At 70.9% G+C, this 14,488-nt stretch carries 20 protein-coding genes; 12 read left to right on the top strand and 8 right to left on the bottom strand.

The features are described 5' to 3' along the window. Positions 1 to 203 precede the first annotated feature (203 nt). Positions 204 to 464, top strand: coding sequence for a hypothetical protein (locus ACFYYN_RS03985; protein ID WP_499513901.1), 261 nt, complete (start codon positions 204 to 206; stop codon positions 462 to 464). A gap of 87 nt (positions 465 to 551) precedes the next feature. Here ACFYYN_RS03985 and ACFYYN_RS03980 read toward each other — a convergent pair whose 3' ends face one another. Both ACFYYN_RS03980 and ACFYYN_RS03975 read right to left on the bottom strand, forming a co-directional pair. Continuing rightward, positions 552 to 878: a hypothetical protein gene (locus ACFYYN_RS03980; RefSeq protein ID WP_500331145.1), complete on the bottom strand. Its 327-nt coding sequence runs from the start codon at positions 876 to 878 to the stop codon at positions 552 to 554. A 295-nt stretch (positions 879 to 1,173) separates the two neighbouring features. Continuing rightward, entirely contained in the window at positions 1,174 to 1,434 is a 261-nt protein-coding gene (locus ACFYYN_RS03975) for a hypothetical protein (RefSeq protein ID WP_499513901.1), read from the bottom strand. Positions 1,435 to 1,795: 361 nt separating this feature from the next. On the opposite strand from ACFYYN_RS03975, the gene ACFYYN_RS03970 reads away from it, so the two are divergent. The 8 genes from ACFYYN_RS03970 (at position 1,796) to ACFYYN_RS03935 (ending at position 6,504) form a co-directional block, all read left to right on the top strand. Beyond that, positions 1,796 to 2,011 (top strand): hypothetical protein, encoded by a 216-nt coding sequence (locus ACFYYN_RS03970; protein ID WP_179280271.1) that lies wholly within the window; start codon positions 1,796 to 1,798, stop codon positions 2,009 to 2,011. A gap of 47 nt (positions 2,012 to 2,058) precedes the next feature. Then, a complete protein-coding gene (locus ACFYYN_RS03965) occupies positions 2,059 to 2,271 on the top strand; it encodes a hypothetical protein (RefSeq protein ID WP_431969350.1) in 213 nt (70 codons plus the stop codon). Positions 2,272 to 2,404: 133 nt separating this feature from the next. Continuing rightward, on the top strand, positions 2,405 to 4,177 hold the full coding sequence (locus ACFYYN_RS03960) for a zinc metalloprotease (RefSeq protein WP_500544846.1): 1,773 nt from the start codon (positions 2,405 to 2,407) through the stop codon (positions 4,175 to 4,177). 90 nt (positions 4,178 to 4,267) lie between these two features. Next, the gene (locus ACFYYN_RS03955; RefSeq protein ID WP_500331147.1) at positions 4,268 to 4,954 is read left to right on the top strand and encodes a hypothetical protein; all 687 of its coding nucleotides are present in this window, start codon (positions 4,268 to 4,270) and stop codon (positions 4,952 to 4,954) included. A gap of 99 nt (positions 4,955 to 5,053) precedes the next feature. Next, entirely contained in the window at positions 5,054 to 5,353 is a 300-nt protein-coding gene (locus ACFYYN_RS03950) for a transposase (RefSeq protein ID WP_499513905.1), read from the top strand. Beyond that, a complete protein-coding gene (locus ACFYYN_RS03945; protein ID WP_500440206.1) occupies positions 5,353 to 6,036 on the top strand; it encodes an IS3 family transposase in 684 nt (227 codons plus the stop codon). The genes ACFYYN_RS03950 and ACFYYN_RS03945 overlap by 1 nt, the downstream gene beginning before the upstream one ends. Further along, entirely contained in the window at positions 6,033 to 6,278 is a 246-nt protein-coding gene (locus ACFYYN_RS03940) for a hypothetical protein (protein WP_500331151.1), read from the top strand. The genes ACFYYN_RS03945 and ACFYYN_RS03940 overlap by 4 nt, the downstream gene beginning before the upstream one ends. 1 nt (position 6,279) lies before the next feature. Then, the gene (locus tag ACFYYN_RS03935; protein ID WP_500544580.1) at positions 6,280 to 6,504 is read left to right on the top strand and encodes a hypothetical protein; all 225 of its coding nucleotides are present in this window, start codon (positions 6,280 to 6,282) and stop codon (positions 6,502 to 6,504) included. Here the strand turns inward: ACFYYN_RS03935 and ACFYYN_RS03930 are convergent. Both ACFYYN_RS03930 and sodN read right to left on the bottom strand, forming a co-directional pair. Beyond that, positions 6,499 to 6,873, bottom strand: a complete 375-nt coding sequence (locus ACFYYN_RS03930) for a helix-turn-helix domain-containing protein (protein WP_500331154.1) — start codon at positions 6,871 to 6,873, stop codon at positions 6,499 to 6,501. The genes ACFYYN_RS03935 and ACFYYN_RS03930 overlap by 6 nt on opposite strands. Positions 6,874 to 7,523: 650 nt before the next feature. Next, a complete protein-coding gene (gene sodN, locus ACFYYN_RS03925; RefSeq protein ID WP_018563636.1) occupies positions 7,524 to 7,919 on the bottom strand; it encodes a superoxide dismutase, Ni in 396 nt (131 codons plus the stop codon). 138 nt (positions 7,920 to 8,057) lie between these two features. Here sodN and sodX point away from each other — a divergent pair, with 138 nt between their 5' ends. Then, positions 8,058 to 8,492, top strand: coding sequence for a S24/S26 family peptidase (gene sodX, locus ACFYYN_RS03920; RefSeq protein ID WP_499513909.1), 435 nt, complete (start codon positions 8,058 to 8,060; stop codon positions 8,490 to 8,492). Here sodX and ACFYYN_RS03915 read toward each other — a convergent pair. Then, positions 8,396 to 9,025, bottom strand: coding sequence for a CGNR zinc finger domain-containing protein (locus tag ACFYYN_RS03915; RefSeq protein WP_499513910.1), 630 nt, complete (start codon positions 9,023 to 9,025; stop codon positions 8,396 to 8,398). The genes sodX and ACFYYN_RS03915 overlap by 97 nt on opposite strands. Positions 9,026 to 9,105: 80 nt before the next feature. Here ACFYYN_RS03915 and ACFYYN_RS03910 point away from each other — a divergent pair, with 80 nt between their 5' ends. Then, entirely contained in the window at positions 9,106 to 9,870 is a 765-nt protein-coding gene (locus ACFYYN_RS03910) for a methyltransferase domain-containing protein (protein ID WP_500544578.1), read from the top strand. A 70-nt stretch (positions 9,871 to 9,940) separates the two neighbouring features. Here ACFYYN_RS03910 and ACFYYN_RS03905 read toward each other — a convergent pair whose 3' ends face one another. Genes ACFYYN_RS03905 through ACFYYN_RS03895 form a run of 3 tightly spaced genes read right to left on the bottom strand, consistent with a single transcriptional unit; the run spans position 9,941 to position 12,644 of the window. After that, positions 9,941 to 10,729, bottom strand: coding sequence for an amino acid ABC transporter ATP-binding protein (locus ACFYYN_RS03905; RefSeq protein ID WP_500331162.1), 789 nt, complete (start codon positions 10,727 to 10,729; stop codon positions 9,941 to 9,943). Further along, positions 10,726 to 11,676, bottom strand: a complete 951-nt coding sequence (locus ACFYYN_RS03900) for an amino acid ABC transporter permease (RefSeq protein WP_500331163.1) — start codon at positions 11,674 to 11,676, stop codon at positions 10,726 to 10,728. Before ACFYYN_RS03900 ends, ACFYYN_RS03905 begins: the two co-directional genes overlap by 4 nt. A gap of 26 nt (positions 11,677 to 11,702) precedes the next feature. Beyond that, positions 11,703 to 12,644, bottom strand: a complete 942-nt coding sequence (locus ACFYYN_RS03895; RefSeq protein WP_500331165.1) for an ABC transporter substrate-binding protein — start codon at positions 12,642 to 12,644, stop codon at positions 11,703 to 11,705. Positions 12,645 to 13,143: 499 nt separating this feature from the next. On the opposite strand from ACFYYN_RS03895, the gene ACFYYN_RS03890 reads away from it, so the two are divergent. Beyond that, positions 13,144 to 14,391, top strand: a complete 1,248-nt coding sequence (locus tag ACFYYN_RS03890; RefSeq protein WP_500544577.1) for an NAD(P)-dependent malic enzyme — start codon at positions 13,144 to 13,146, stop codon at positions 14,389 to 14,391. The last annotated feature ends 97 nt before the right edge of the window (positions 14,392 to 14,488 follow it).

Genomic DNA, 14,488 nt, shown 5'->3' with positions numbered 1-14,488 from the left:
TGCAGCAGCGTGCTGATTTGGCCCTTGCTGCTGTCCGCTGACCGGTACCCGGCGTTCGATTGGCCATGCCCATGCCGTGCCTGACGGGGCGTGTGGTGGTGAAGTAACCCAGAACGGACAAAGAGTGGGGAGCACGGGGATATTCTCTCCAGTCTCGGGACGACGAGTTCGTGGACCCGGGGCCTCCGGTGAGAGGGGTGCACGTGCTTGTCGTTCAAGGGGCGACCGCCACCGCCGTCGTCCGCCACCGGACCGGAGAGCCGGTGGTCCTGCTTTCCGGCGAACTCCCCGCGGTCCTCACGCCGGCCGCCCTGAACGAACTGCTGAATCTGGCCGCGGCCGTCCTCACGGCCGAGGAGATGACCCTCTTCCGCAGTTGCCTGACCGCACTGCGCTGCGGGGAGAAACTCCAGGAACGCCGTATCGAGGTCAGCGGCGCCGTCCTCACCGTCTACAGCAGCTGAGCGGCGGGGCGGGCGGAACGGAATGCGCACAGGGGTGGGCCCCCGGGAAAGTCCCCTTCCCGGAGGCCCACGTCATGGCCGGCGGGTTCAGTAGCGGTAGCGGCAGTCGCAGTCGCGGTCCTGCCAGTACCGGCCGAACCCGAAGCGGTCGTACCGCTGGTGGGCGAAGCCGCGACCGTGGCCGCGACCGTGGCCGTGGCCCCGGCCGCGGTCCCAGCGATCGTCCCACCTGCCGTACCCCCACTGGCGTGGCCCGCAGCGGCCGTAGTCCCCGCCCCAGTTGCCGTGCCCGGCGTTCCGGTAGTGGCCGGACGCGGAGTGGGACGGGGTTGCGGAGGCCGTCGCCGTCATGGGGACCGCCAGGGCGACCGTGGCCAGTGCCGCCGTTGCGGCAGCGCGAACGAATTTTCTCACCGCATTTCTCCTCAAACTCGGTGAATTGCCGGATGGCCCGCCAGACGTTACTCGGGACTTGTGCCGCATTCATTCCGCCGATCGGTGACGCACGGCCGAACGGGCGACCCGTCGGCTTGCCCCCGCTTCCGGGGAAAAACCGCTCCTGAGCTTCGGGAGTTGATGCTCGGGTATCCCTCGGGAGAGGCGGGGGAAACACCCTCCAGGGTGATCTGCATTCGGCATGTCGCCCACTCGGGACGTATTGAAAATGCCCCGGGAAATGCAATCCAAAAAGGGTGGAATTCGGTTCGGGTCAGCTGCTGTAGACGGTGAGGACGGCGCCGCTGACCTCGATACGGCGTTCCTGGAGTTTCTCCCCGCAGCGCAGTGCGGTCAGGCAACTGCGGAAGAGGGTCATCTCCTCGGCCGTGAGGACGGCCGCGGCCAGATTCAGCAGTTCGTTCAGGGCGGCCGGCGTGAGGACCGCGGGGAGTTCGCCGGAAAGCAGGACCACCGGCTCTCCGGTCCGGTGGCGGACGACGGCGGTGGCGGTCGCCCCTTGAACGACAAGCACGTGCACCCCTCTCACCGGAGGCTTGGTCGGCCCAAGCGCCTCGGGGATCGAGAGGATAGCCACCGGTTCGTCGTGCTTCGCCCCCTCTGCCGGGACTTCCCCACATCGGGCAGGGGGCGGATTGACCCGTTCGAGTGATATCCGGGGGGTGGGGCCGGGTGCCCGAGGTGCCCTCGCCGGTGCTCCCACCTGTCGTTTCCCTTGTGCAGCCGCCGCGTTGACGGACAGTCATGGATCCGAATCGCTTGCCGGGCCCGTGGCGCCCGACTACTGTCCAACGCCGTCAGACAGATCGTCCGGTGTGGATGGACGGGTTCTGGGACCCGGCCCCCGTCCGCACCCCTCGTACGAAGGATCCCCCATGCTCGACATGCGTGAGCTGGACACCGAGTCCGCGGAGCTGCTGCCCGGCCGCGAGGCCCTGGGCAAGCTCAAGTTCAGCTTCGTCAAGACCACGCACGTGACCAAGCACGTGGCCCACGTCGACGCCCACAACGAGTCGCTCGCGGCCAACGAGTGGTCGCCGTACGCGGTCGCCCAGTCGCAGGCCACCCAGGCCATCAACATCAAGCAGTAGTCGGCGTTCCACCTCCTTCCGCATACCGAGAAAGGTATCCCCCTCCCATGAACATGGACCAGCTCGACGCCGAGTCCGCGGAGCTGCTGCCCGGCCGCGAGGCCCTGGGCAAGCTGAAGTTCAGCTTCGTCAAGACCACGCACGTGACCAAGAACATCGCGCACGTCGACGCCCACAACGAGTCGCTCGCGGCGAACCAGTTCTCCCCGTTCGCGGTCGCCCAGTCCGAGGCCGTCCAGGCCATCAACATCCGCCAGTAACAACACCCGTACGTGTGCGGACCGCGCCCGTCGTGGCGCGGTCCGTCTCGGGAGGAAGAGCAGGACGGTGACGGAAAGTCACATTGCTCACGGCCCCGGCCCCACGGGAACGGCGGTGTACGGCGCGGACGTGATGGAACCTCCCTTCCACGACACGGGCTTCCCCGTCCCGCGGCTCGGCGCGGGCCTGCAACTCCTGGGCGAGTACAAGGGCTCGGGGACCACCGAACCCCGGTACATCGTCCGCCGGGGGGACGGGCAGGTCGTCCAGCTGAGCCGGCTGTTGTACCTGGTCGCCCGCGCCATCGACGGACGGCGCGACACCGAGGCCATCTCGCACCGGGTGAGCGGGCGCTTCGGCCGTGAGGTCAGCGCCGAGAACGTGCACTACCTGATCGAGAACAAGCTCCAGCCGCTGGGCGTCACCGTCCCTTTCGGGCAGGAGGACGACGAGGTCACCGGGCCCACCGCGGACCTCCTGCTCGTCCTGAAGGGCCACCGGGTCATCTTCCGCGAGCGGCAGGTCGCCCGCATCGCCCGCTCCCTGGCCTGGCTGCACCGTCCGCTGGCGGTGACGCTGGTGCTCGCGACGGCGGTCGCCATGGAGATCTGGCTGTTCGCCGTCCACGGGGCGATGACCCCGGTGCTCCAGGTGCTGGAGCAGCCGGTGCTGATGCTCGTGGTGTTCGCGCTGACCGTGGCCTCGCTCGTCTTCCACGAGTTCGGGCACGCCTCCGCGTGCCGCTACGGCGGGGCCCGCCCCGGGGCCATCGGCTGCGGCATCTTCCTCATCTGGCCGTCGATGTACACCGACGTCACCGACGTCTACCGGATCGGCCGGGGCGGGCGCATGCGCACCGACCTGGGCGGCGTCTACTTCAACGTCGTCTTCATACTGGCCCTGGCCGGCGGCTACTTCGCCACCGGGCAGTCCTTCTTCCTCGCCGCCATCTACCTGGCCCACTTCGAGATCATCGAGCAGCTGATGCCGGCCGTCCGGCTGGACGGCTACTACATCCTCGGTGACCTCGCCGGCGTCCCGGACCTCTTCGGCAAGATCAAGCCGATCCTGCGCAGCATGCTGCCGGGCCGCCCGGTGCCCCCCGAGGTCTCCGACCTCAAGCGCTCCGCCCGGATCATCGTCACCACCTGGGTGCTGACCATGGTGCCCCTGCTGCTGGCCGAGCTCGGCTACGTGCTGTGGAACCTGCCGCGCCTGCTCGAGACGAGCCTGCGGTCCCTGGTCGAGCAGCTGACCGGGACCGGCTCCGCCTTCGCCGAGGGCCAGTTCGCCGCCGGGACGGTCGGGGTCATCGGCAGCCTGATGCTGATCTTCCCCCTGGCGGGGGCGGCGTACCTGTCGGTGCGCCTCGGGGGCCGGCTCGTCCGCTACGTCGTCCGCGCCACGGAGGGGAATCTCCGGCTGAGGCTCCTCATCGGCGGGGCCACACTGGCCGGAGCTGCGGCGCTGTGCGCCGCGTGGGTGGGCGGGGTGACCCCCAAGCCGCTGCCGCCGCAGCCGCCGATCGCGCCCATCCTGCAGCCCGGAGTGCCCGAGATCAGGCCCCTGCGCCCGGTCGCCCCCGCACCGCTGCCCAGCGTCACCACACCCCCGGTGACCGTGGCGGTGGGCGAGCCGTCGGCGACCGCGTCCTCGGCCGCACCCTCGGAGTCCGGCTCGGCCGACGCCTCCGCCTCGGCGAGCGGCAGCCCCTCGCCGTCGAACTCGCCCAGCCCGCGGGCCTCGCGCAGCGAACCGCAACCGAGCAGCACCCGGACCACGGCCACGGCAGGGCCGAGCCCGTCCGACGGCTCGCCCTCCGCCACACCGTCGGACTCCGCGACGCCCTCGGAGCCCCCCATCCCGAGCTTCACCGTGTCCTTCCCCGCGCCCCTGCCGACCTGACGCGGGCCGGCCCTCCCTCTTTTCCCTTCCCCTTTCCCTTCCCCCTTCCCCCTTCCCCCGACATCCCTTCCATCGGTACAGGAGAAGTCCGTGACGCACCGAAAGCCCCACACCAGCACGGTGGGCCGCAAGGCCGTCCGGCTGGGCATGCTGACCACCGCCGGCCTCGTCGCCCTCGCCACCGCGGCCCCGGCCGGCGCGGCATCGGGGTCGCACATCCCCCGCAGCGTCGGCGCCGCCGTGGACGAGGCGCACACCCTCGCCAACCGGGCGCACCCCGTCCAGTACGACGAGGAGTTCTCGATCCACCAGTTCGGGCCGCTCGTCGCCGCCGCGGCGCACAACCGGGCGGTCGCCGCCTCCGTCGGCTGCTCGCTCTCCCGTCCGTGCCGTTCGATCGCCCTCTCCTTCCAGATCGTCACCACCTCCGGTGTCGACCTCCGGCGGATCAACGCGACGAACATCAGCCGTGCCGTCAACCAGCACTGCAGCGGATGCCAGACCTTCGCGGGCGCCTACCAGTTCATCGTGGCGACCCCGCGGCCGCTTTCCCTGAGCGCCCGCGACCGGGACCGGCTCGCCGACATCCGGCGCCGGGTGGCCGAGCTGAGGCGGTGCGGCGACCCGATCTCCGAGATCGAGCGCCGCGCGGACGCCCTCGCCGCCGAGGTCAGGGCCGTCCTCGACCGCGCGGCGGCCGCCGTCCCGGCCGGAGCCGGAACGAGCACGCTGCGGGAGTTCCGGCCCACCGTGACCATGCACCGCCACGTCAGCTGACGCCCCCACCGCTTCCGGGCCGGGGGCACGTCCCTCACCTCCCCAAACCCCCAGACGGGTCCCCGGCCCGGGACCACGACCGGCCTTCCGGAGGACGAAGTGCCCAAGCGATACCCGCCCGAGCTGCGCCGCAAGGCCCTCGACCTGCTGGTCGCGGGCGAGCCGGTGAAGAAGGTCGCCCTGGACCTCGGCCTCGGCGACCAGACGATCTACCAATGGCGGCGCACGCACCTGCCGCACCTGGGCAGGCCGCGGCGCGCACCGATGGGCACCGCAGAGCTGACCGCGGCCCGCAGGCGCATCACCGAACTGGAGACCGAACTCGCCGTCCACCGGCGGGTCACCGAGCTGCTGCGCGATGTGGTGTCCCCAAAAGGCGATTTGAGGCCGTGCAGGTGATGGCTGGTGAGGGGCTCCCGATCCGGACCGCCACGCGCGTCCTCGGCATCTCCGAGTCGGGGTACTTCACCTGGCGCGGCCGGCCTCCCTCGCCCCGCTCCACCCGGCACCTGTGGCTGACGGACCTCATCAGCTCCATCCACGCCGCCTCGCGCGGCACCTTCGGGTACCGGCGCATCCACGAGGAGCTCACCCTGCGGCACGGCATCCCCATCAGCCACGGCACCGTAGAACTGCTCATGCGGCGTGCCGGGCTCCAGGGCCGCCCCGGCGTGCCCGACCGGCTCTGGGTGACCGACGCCGTCGAACTCGCCACCCGCCAGGGCGAACTGCTCTGCGTGATCGTGCTCGACGCCCACGCCCGCCGGCTGATGGGCTGGAGCACGGGTTCCGCGCCGGCCGCCGCCGTGGCGGCGGACGCCCTGAGCAGGGCGGTGCTGCGGCACTCCGTCCACCCCGGGCCCCGGCCCGAGGGGCGCTTCACCACCCTCGTCTTCACCGAACGCGCCCACGCCCGCGGACTGGCGCCCCCCACCGGCCTGGTCGCCGACCGGAACGACCACGCCGTGATCGGCGCCTTCTGGGCCCGGACACAGACCGAGCTCCTCGACCACCGCACATGGCACAGCCGGCTCGACCTCACCACAGCCCTGTCCGACTACTTCGAGGGAACCCGAGCATGACCGTGGACAGACCGACGCCCCCGTTGCCGATCTCCTACCTGCTGCGCACCCAGATCCGCGCGGGCCAGACCCTGCCGCCCACGCAGGCCCACCAGGTCATGCTGCACTGCGCCCTCGACGCCGCCGGGGTCCCGGTCCGCCGGGACGACGCGGACGCCGTCGCCAGGATCGCCGAACTCGACTACGCCACCGTCAACGCGGTCATCGGCTGGCTGCGCGTCGTCAGACCGGCGGCGTGCTGACATGTTCCGGACCGCCCCTCCGGAGCGCAGGACACCGCGCCCGGCGTACGGCCGCGCGCTGCTCGGCGCGCTGACGGCGTACCGCTTCGAGCCACCGCCCGCCGAACCGATGGCGGCGCTGTGCGGCCTCGACCAGGACGACTTCCTGCACCGCTGCCGCTCCGCACACGGCGCAGCACCACCGGACGGCGCGGCGCCGGACGGCCCGGCGGCGGGCGGACTATGACCGGGTGGGGCTGCGGAGGAGGGATTCGACGAGGGCGGCGACGTGGCGGCGGTCGGCTTCGGACAGTTGCTGGACGCTGGCGATGAGGGTGGCCACCTCGGGGTCGGGGGTGGTGCCGGTGCCGTCCTCGACGTACAGGTGGATCCCGCAGGCCTCGGCCGCGGCGCGGCGTACCGCCTCCAGCGGCAGCTCCAGCCCCCGCGACAGGCCCTCCAGCGTGGACTGCTGCGGCATCCGGGCCACCCGCGCGGTCGTCGCCAGGTGATGCACCGTCGACCGCGGGACGCCACCGCGCCGCGCCACCTCACCGTACGACCAGCCCCGCTGCTCCAGCCGGCGCTTGATCAGTTCCTGCAGTGCGTTCACCACGGGATGGATTCTTCCTGCTAGCACGTCGGTTGACCCGTACGAGTGAGATCGAGTCTACAGCGGCCCCACCCACCCGACCCGGACCCACACCCCCTCACCTGCACCTTCACCCCGGGCCTCGGGAGCGGAACCGCCACGGGGGCGAGTCCATCAAAGACCGGTCCCCCCGCACACGGACTTCCGCGGTATTGCCCCCGCCCTTCCGGAGCGCGTGCCTGCGCGCACGCGGGAGCGCGAGTGACAGCTCGGGGGTGGCGCGCCGGTACCCCGCGGAAGCGCCCCCCGGGCCGTCACTTGCCTCCGGCCCGGGGGGTCCGTACGGCGGCGGCTGGGCGGGCGGTACGTCCGGGAGCGTGTCGGCGCCGCCGGAGGGGGAGGGGGCGGGTCCGCCCCGGTGCGCGGAGGGTGCCAGGGCGACCGCGCCGGCGAGACCACCGGCGGTCAGCGCGGCCACCAGGCCGAGTGCGGCCAGGGCGCGGGGGCGTGAGGTCAGGACCCGGGAGGAGCGCAGCGGCATGGCGCCCGTTCAAAGCGCGCCGGGAAGCGCCGTCCTGAGGTCACGGTCCGATCGGAGGGCGCGTACGACCGCGCCCGGTCCGCGCGGGCCCCTGCGGGGCCGCCCGGACCGGGCGCGGTGCGCCGACGCCAGGTCAGGCCTTCTTCGTCTCCTGGAAGATGGCGTCGATCTGGTCGATCAGGTCGAGCAGCTTCTGGCCGGTCGCCGGGTCGGTCGAGGCCTTGGCGGCGCTGCCCGCCTTCAGCGCGTCGTTGAAGAGCTGGTGCAGCTGCGGGTACTTCTCGAAGTGCGGCGCCTTGAAGTAGTCGCTCCACAGCACCGACAGGTGGTGCTTGACGAGCTCCGCGCGCTGCTCCTTGATGACGATGGCGCGGGCCCGGAAGTGCGGGTCCTCGTTGGCCTGGTACTTCTCCTGGACCGCCTTGACGGACTGCGCCTCGATGCGGGCCTGGGCCGGGTCGTAGACACCGCAGGGCAGGTCGCAGTGGGCGCTGACCTTGACCTTGGGCGCGAACAGGCGAGCGAGCATGACTGTCCTTCCTCGTGATCGTCTTTCCACCAGGGAGATTACTCCCCTGTCGAGTGGTTTTCTCGGGTGCCCCTTGGTGCTTAGGACAAAAGTCTGGTGTCACCCTGGGCTGGTGGAGCATGGAGGAGGAGGCTGAGCATGCGTGAGCCCGGGCTTGGGCAGAGGAGGAGAGTGCCGTACCAGCTGGTCGAGGTGACAGGTCCGTCGATGGTGCCGACGCTGCAGCACGGCGACTGGCTGCTGGTGCAGCACGTCAGGAGCGCCGCGGAGGTCCGCGAGGGTGACGTGGTGGTGCTGCGCCATCCGCTCCAGCAGGACCTGCTGATCGTCAAACGCGCCGTGGAGCGCCGCGAGGGCGGCTGGTGGGTGCTGGGCGACAACACCTTCGTGGAGAACGACAGCAGGGAGTTCGGCACCGTCCCGGACGAGCTGGTGCTCGCCCGGGGACGGGGGCGCTTCCGGCCGCCGCGCGAGGTTCAGCGGTCGGCGGCCGGCGTGGCGGGCTGGCTGGTGTCCTGCGTCAGGCCGCTCAGGGCGGACCGCTCGTTCTCCAGGCGCTTGCGGGCGCGGTAGGCCGCGACGTTGGCGCGGGTCGCGCAGCGGTCCGAGCAGTAGCGGCGGGACCGGTTGGTCGAGGTGTCGATGTAGGCGTTGCGGCACGTGGTGGCCTGGCAGATGCCGAGCCGGTCCACGCCGAGGTCGGTGAGCTGGAAGGCCAGGCCCATGCAGGCGGTCGCGGCGTAGGAGGCGGTCGCCGTGGCCGCGTGCTCGGCGAGGTGCATGTGCCAGTCCGGCCGGCCGCTCTCGTCGAGGTACTCGTGGCCGGAGATCTGCGGGCTGACCGGGAACTCCAGCAGCAGTGCGTTCAGCAGGTCCACGGCGCGCACCTCGTCGCCCTCGGAGGCGGCCTCGAAGACGCCGCGCAGCCGGGTCCGGACGGTGCGCAGCCGCTGTACGTCGGCGTCGCCCACGCGGCCCGCCGCCTGGCTGGCCGGACCGAACAGCTCGCGCACGGCATCGACCGAGGTCAGATGGTCGAGGCCGCGCTCGGGCTCCTCGCTGTTCACCAGGCGCACGGCGTAGTCGGAGTAATAGGCGAGTTCCACTTGTAGTCCTTACGCGTGCGCTCTAAGGTCGGTAATGACTGCTCTTGCTCTAAGGGTATTACGACTGGAGGGGGAACCGTATGTCCGACACCACTGCGGCGGTGACCGACTGGCAGGCCTGGCAGGACAGCTGGGACCGGCAGCAGGAGTGGTACCTGCCGGACCGCGAGGAGCGGTTCCGGGTCATGCTCGACATGGTGGAGGCGCTGGTCGGCCCCGCACCCCGGGTGCTGGACCTGGCCTGCGGCACGGGCAGCATCTCCGACCGGCTGCTGCGGCGCTTCCCGGACGCCGTGTCGACCGGCGTGGACCTCGACCCGGCGCTGCTGGCGATCGCCCGCGGCCACTTCGCCGGCGAGCGCAGGATCGAGTTCGTCACCGCCGACCTGCGCGACCCGCACTGGCCGCAGGCCCTGCCGTACGACACCTACGACGCGGTGCTCACCGCGACCGCCCTGCACTGGCTGAAGCCCGGGCCGCTCCAGGCCCTGTACGGGACGCTGGCCGGCCTGCTGCGCGACGGCGGGGTGTTCCTCAACGCCGACCACATGCCCGACGCCTCGACGCCGCGGCTCAACGCGGCCGTGCGCGAGCTGGACCGGGCCCGCCGCGAGCGGCGGAGGGCGCAGGGCGTGCTGGACTGGGAGCAGTGGTGGGCCACCGCCAAGGCCGACCCCGTGCTGGCCGGTCCCACCGAGGAGCGGTTCGTGATCTACGGTTCCCACGCCGACGGCGACGAGCTGCCCCCGGCCTGGCACGCCGCGGCCCTGCGGGAGGCCGGCTTCGGCGAGGCCCGGGTGGTCTGGCGTTCGGTGTCGGATGCGATCGTCCTCGGGCTGAAGTGATCCGTACGCCGCAGCGGGGGAACGCGTGAGGGGCGGCGCCGATCGGCGCCGCCCCTCACGCACGCGCGGGTCAGAGGACCTTGGAGAGGAAGGCCTTGGTGCGGTCGTGCTGCGGGTCGGTGAGCACGTCGCGCGGGTGGCCGGACTCGACGACGACGCCGTCGTCCATGAAGACCAGGGCGTCGCCGACCTCGCGGGCGAAGCCCATCTCGTGGGTGACCACGATCATCGTCATGCCGTCCTCGGCGAGGCCCCGCATGACGTCCAGGACGTCGCCGACCAGCTCCGGGTCGAGCGCGGAGGTGGGCTCGTCGAAGAGCATCAGCTTCGGCTCCATCGCCAGCGCGCGGGCGATGGCCACCCGCTGCTGCTGACCACCGGAGAGCTGGGCGGGGTAGTGCCCGGCCTTGTCGCGCAGGCCGACCCGGTCCAGCAGGGCCAGCGCGCGCTCGCGGGCGACGGCCTTGGCCTCCTTCTTCACCCGCACCGGGGCCTCGATCACGTTCTCGATCGCGGTCATGTGGGGGAAGAGGTTGAAGCGCTGGAAGACCATGCCGATGTCGCGGCGCTTCGCGGCGACCTCGCGGTCCTTGAGCTCGTAGAGCTTGTCGCCCTTCTGCCGGTAGCCGACCAGCTCGCCGTCGACCGAGAGCCGGCCGCCGCTGATCTTCTCCAGGTGGTTGATGCACCGCAGGAAGGTGGACTTGCCCGAGCCCGACGGGCCGATCAGGCAGAACACCTCACGCGGGGCGACCTCCAGGTCGATGCCCTTGAGGATGTGGGCCAGGCCGAAGTGCTTGTGCACCGCCTCGGCCTTGACCATCGGGTGGGCGCCGGTGCCCTTGCTGAAGTCGGTCATCGTGCCACCTCCGGGCGGCGGAAGGTGCCCAGGTTGGCCTTGACCCGCTGCCACGGGGTGGGCGGCAGGTTCCGGGTCGTCCCGCGGGCGTAACGGCGCTCCAGGTAGTACTGGCCCACCGAGAACACCGAGGTGAGGACCAGGTACCAGACCGCGGCGAGGAAGAGCATCTCCACGGTGGCACCGGTGGTGTTGCCGATGTCGGTGGTGGAGCGCAGCAGTTCGGCGTACTGGGCGGCCTGCGCGGCCAGCGACGAGGTCTTCAGCATGTTGATGAACTCGTTGCCGGTCGGCGGGACGATCACCCGCATCGCCTGCGGCAGCACCACACGGCGCAGGTTCTGGCCCTGGGTCATGCCCAGCGCGTGCGACGCCTCGGTCTGGCCCTCGTCGACGGACTGGATGCCGGCCCGCACAATCTCGGACATGTACGCGGCCTCGTTCAGACCCAGGCCGAGCAGCGCGGCCATGAAGGGGGTCATGAACTGGTTCATCTCGTCCTTGTAGAAGCCGAGATTGATGACCGGGAAGATCAGCGCCAGGTTGAACCAGATGAGCAGCTGGACGTAGACCGGGGTGCCGCGGAAGAACCAGATGTAGCCCCAGGCCACCGAGGAGGTCACGGGGTTCTTCGACAGCCGCATCACCGCGAGCACGATGCCCAGGACCAGGCCCAGCGCCATCGAGACCACGGTGATGACGACCGTGTTCCGCAGGCCCTTGAGCACCGCGGAGTCGAACAGGAAGTCCGGGATCGCCCCGTAGTTCACGTTCGCGTTGGCGAACGCGTTGACCAGCAGCCCGAGCACGGCGAGCACCAGGATCGCCGAGATCCAGCGGCCGTAGTGCCGTACGGGGATCGCCTTGATGGCCTCCGGGCGGGAGGCCTCGGCGGGCGGGGTCCCGGCCGGGGTGCCGGCCGGGACCTTGTCATTCGCTTCGGACATGGAGGGAAGCCTCTTGCTGTCGTGACTCAGGAGCCGCCGTTGATCTTGGCCTCGGTGACGGCGCCGTCGGTGACGCCCCACTTCTCCAGGACCTTGGTGTAGGAGCCGTCCTTGATGACGGCGGTCAGCGCGGCCTGCAGCGCGTCGCGCAGCTCGGTGTTGGTCTTGGCGACCGCGATGCCGTACGGGCCGGCCTCGACCTGCTCGCCGGCGAGCTCGAAGTCGTTGCCGCCGCCGGAGGTCTTCACGGCGTACGCGGCGACCGGGAAGTCGGAGACGTCGGCGACGACGCCGCCGGCCTTCAGGCGGGTCTGCGCCTCGGTGTCGGTGTCGAAGGCCTGGATCGACATCGGCTTGTCGCACTTCTGGGCCTTGAGCAGGTCCTGGGAAGTGGTGCCGCGCTGCACGGCGACCTTCTTGCCGCACAGGTCGGCGAGCGACTTGACGCCCTCCGGGTTGCCCTTCTTCACGATGATCGAGGAGCCCGCGGTGAAGTAGTCCACGAAGTCGACGCCCTCGCCGACCTTCTTGCCCGTGGAGGAGTCGACACCCTCCTGGCGGTCCTTGGTGTCGCTCATCGCGGACATCACCATGTCGTAGCGCTTGGCGCGCAGACCGGTGAGCAGGGTGTCGAAGGTGCCGTTGTTGAACTCGACCTTCACGCCGAGCTGCTTGGCCATCGCGTCGGCCAGGTCCGGGTCGATGCCGACGTTCTTGCCGTCCTTGACGAACTCCACCGGCGGGTACGCGATGTCCGAGCCGACCTTGAGCACGCCCGCCGACTGCACCGACTTCGGCAGCTTGTCGAAGAGGGGCGCCTTGGACGCGTCGCTCGACGCGGACGAGGAGCCGCCCTTGTCCGTCTGGTCGCCGCAACCGGTGAGGACGAGGGCGCCGGCGACCGCGATCGCTCCGACCGCGGCGAAGCGGCTCGTCACGGTCGAGCGACGGGTGGTACGTGCGGTCATTGCTGGTTCCTCCTGCGGGGAATCCTGGGAGCAGCCGATCTTCCGGGTACACATGTTCGGGTGTCGCGAACGCGTGTGATCTCCGCATCTTGCCATCCGGACACGTCCTCTTGGGTGTCCGGATGTGTCAAAATCGCATAACGGGCGATCCCCTGGCCCCCCACCAGGCCGGTACACCAAGGCCGGACCGTGATGGGGCCGTGCTGCGAAGTTGCGTGCATCACTTTCCTTGTCCCGCTATTCGGACGACTTGTTGCGTTGTGCGCAGAAGTTCCCGATGTGCGACACCGCGGTGCGGCGCACAGACTCGTCAGCGGAAACCGTCTTCCGGTACAACGGACCCTTACCCCTCACCGGGGGCCCCTCGGCGTGCGTGCGGCGCGCCTGGCCTCCGTCGCGCCCGGGACCACTCGAGTCCGGGTGTACGGAAGCCGAGCCCACCTATCCCCTGTTGTAGGGGGTAGTACCCTCATAGACAATTCGGACAAAGGGGTCAACAGTGGCAGCGGAGATTGTCAATCCTCGCACCGACGGCACGGACAGCACCGACAGCACCGATCACGCGGAGAGCGCCGACAGCGACGGCCCGGAAAGCCCCGTGGACCCGGTGTTCGCCCTCCACCGCGGCGGCAAGATGGAGGTGACCGCCACCGTCCCGGTGCGGAACGCCGACGATCTGTCGCTCGCCTACACGCCGGGCGTGGCCCGGGTGTGCACCGCCATCGCCGAGCAGCCCGAGCTGGTCCACGACTACACGTGGAAGTCCCAGGTCGTGGCCGTGGTCACGGACGGTACGGCGGTGCTGGGCCTCGGTGACATCGGCCCGGAGGCGTCCCTGCCGGTGATGGAGGGCAAGGCGATCCTCTTCAAGCAGTTCGGCGGCGTGGACGCGGTCCCGATCGCGCTCGCCACCACCGACGTGGACGAGATCGTCGACACCGTCGTGCGCCTCGCACCCTCCTTCGGCGGGGTGAACCTGGAGGACATCTCCGCCCCCCGCTGCTTCGAGATCGAGCGCAAGCTGCAGGAGCGCCTGGACATCCCGGTCTTCCACGACGACCAGCACGGCACGGCCGTCGTCACGCTCGCCGCGCTCCGCAACGCCACCCGGCTGACCGGCCGCGCGCTGGGCGAACTGCGCGCGGTGATCTCCGGGGCCGGTGCCGCGGGCGTCGCCATCGCCAAGATCCTCGTCGAGGCCGGCATCGGGGACGTCGCCGTCACCGACCGCAAGGGCGTGGTGCACGCGGGCCGCGAGGACCTGAACCCCGCCAAGCGCGAGCTCACCACGTACACCAACCGGGCCGGGCTCACCGGGACCCTGGAGGAGGCGCTCGCGGGTGCGGACGTCTTCATCGGCGTCTCCGGCGGCACCGTGGCGGAGGAGGCCGTGGCCACCATGGCGAAGGGCTGCTTCATCTTCGCGATGGCCAACCCCACGCCGGAGATCCACCCCGAGGTGGCGCACAGGTACGCGGCCGTCGTCGCCACCGGGCGCAGCGACTTCCCGAACCAGATCAACAACGTGCTCGCCTTCCCCGGCATCTTCGCGGGCGCGCTGCAGGTGCGGGCCTCCCGGATCACCGAGGGCATGAAGATCGCCGCCGCCGAGGCGCTGGCCGCCGTCGTGGACGGCCAACTGTCCGCCGACTGCGTGATCCCCTCGCCCTTCGACGAGCGCGTGGCCCCCGCGGTCTCCGCCGCCGTGGCCGCGGCCGCCCGTGCCGAGGGCGTCGCCCGGCGCTGAGCGCGCCGTACGCCCGCAGACCACGCCGCCCGCGCGGCGCGGTGCCCGCCGGTCGGGGGCACCGTGCCGCGCGGCGCGTGTCACATCCCCGTGCGGT

Origin of the sequence: Streptomyces sp. NPDC001902 (assembly GCF_042891295.1) — a bacterium.
Taxonomy (GTDB): domain Bacteria; phylum Actinomycetota; class Actinomycetes; order Streptomycetales; family Streptomycetaceae; genus Actinacidiphila.
Note: the sequence above shows the minus strand (reverse complement) of the source record. Positions and strands in the feature narration are given on the sequence as shown.

Excerpts from the sequence above, each read along its gene's own strand:
- ACFYYN_RS03970 (WP_179280271.1), top strand. The coding sequence starts at position 1,796 with ATGCTCGACATGCGTGAGCTGGACACCGAGTCCGCGGAGCTGCTGCCC.
- ACFYYN_RS03965 (WP_431969350.1), top strand. The coding sequence starts at position 2,059 with ATGAACATGGACCAGCTCGACGCCGAGTCCGCGGAGCTGCTGCCCGGC.
- ACFYYN_RS03960 (WP_500544846.1), top strand. The coding sequence starts at position 2,405 with ATGGAACCTCCCTTCCACGACACGGGCTTCCCCGTCCCGCGGCTCGGC.
- ACFYYN_RS03945 (WP_500440206.1), top strand. The coding sequence starts at position 5,353 with ATGGCTGGTGAGGGGCTCCCGATCCGGACCGCCACGCGCGTCCTCGGC.
- ACFYYN_RS03940 (WP_500331151.1), top strand. The coding sequence starts at position 6,033 with ATGACCGTGGACAGACCGACGCCCCCGTTGCCGATCTCCTACCTGCTG.
- ACFYYN_RS03935 (WP_500544580.1), top strand. The coding sequence starts at position 6,280 with ATGTTCCGGACCGCCCCTCCGGAGCGCAGGACACCGCGCCCGGCGTAC.
- sodN (WP_018563636.1), bottom strand. The coding sequence starts at position 7,919 with ATGCTCGCTCGCCTGTTCGCGCCCAAGGTCAAGGTCAGCGCCCACTGC.
- sodX (WP_499513909.1), top strand. The coding sequence starts at position 8,058 with ATGCGTGAGCCCGGGCTTGGGCAGAGGAGGAGAGTGCCGTACCAGCTG.
- ACFYYN_RS03910 (WP_500544578.1), top strand. The coding sequence starts at position 9,106 with ATGTCCGACACCACTGCGGCGGTGACCGACTGGCAGGCCTGGCAGGAC.
- ACFYYN_RS03905 (WP_500331162.1), bottom strand. The coding sequence starts at position 10,729 with ATGACCGACTTCAGCAAGGGCACCGGCGCCCACCCGATGGTCAAGGCC.
- ACFYYN_RS03900 (WP_500331163.1), bottom strand. The coding sequence starts at position 11,676 with ATGTCCGAAGCGAATGACAAGGTCCCGGCCGGCACCCCGGCCGGGACC.
- ACFYYN_RS03895 (WP_500331165.1), bottom strand. The coding sequence starts at position 12,644 with ATGACCGCACGTACCACCCGTCGCTCGACCGTGACGAGCCGCTTCGCC.